This is a genomic window from Aeromonas sp. ZOR0001 (genome assembly GCF_000801015.1).
Taxonomy (GTDB): Bacteria; Pseudomonadota; Gammaproteobacteria; order Enterobacterales; family Aeromonadaceae; genus Aeromonas; species Aeromonas veronii.
This window is the reverse complement of the sequence record NZ_JRJY01000002.1, coordinates 1-489: the sequence shown is the minus strand read 5'-3', so window position 1 is coordinate 489 and position 489 is coordinate 1. Positions and strand designations below refer to the sequence as shown.

Annotated in this window: 1 protein-coding gene; it reads left to right on the top strand. The window is 50.7% G+C overall.

The window, feature by feature from the left end; genetic code table 11:
- Positions 1 to 226 precede the first annotated feature (226 nt).
- On the top strand, positions 227 to 489 hold a 263-nt coding region (locus tag L972_RS00230), incomplete at its 3' end, for an IS110 family transposase (RefSeq protein WP_047434186.1).

Sequence of the window (489 nt, the reverse complement as noted above, 5' to 3'; positions counted from 1 at the left end):
AACTGCTGGGATACTCAGTTCATTATGCTCAAGAACATCAGCCCAATCTGACCCGTGCTGGGATTGGCGAACATAATGCCTTTGCGTTGACCTGTCGATTGGATGCTGATGTTCCCTGGCATTGCTGGGCCCAGCGTCTGTGACCTAATAGGAGCCTTGTGCTGCATCTTGAGTGTCCTGTCCTGCGTATGGGGTTGGTAGTGCATATTCCTTGGAGGAATGAGCCATGAACAATTCCAGAAACAAAGCTGAAGTTATCCTTGGTGTAGACACCCATATGGATACCCATGTCGGGGTTTTGCTTAATGCACAAGGGCACCAGTTGGGATGCTTGATGGTCACGACCAATACCAGCGGATATGAGAGACTCGTGACCTGGGCAAACTCTTTCGGGTGCTTGAAGAGAGCAGGCGTTGAAGGCACAGGCACGTATGGTGCTGGCTTGGCCAGTGTACTGCGCAAGCATGGTATCGAAGTGTTCGAAGTTAA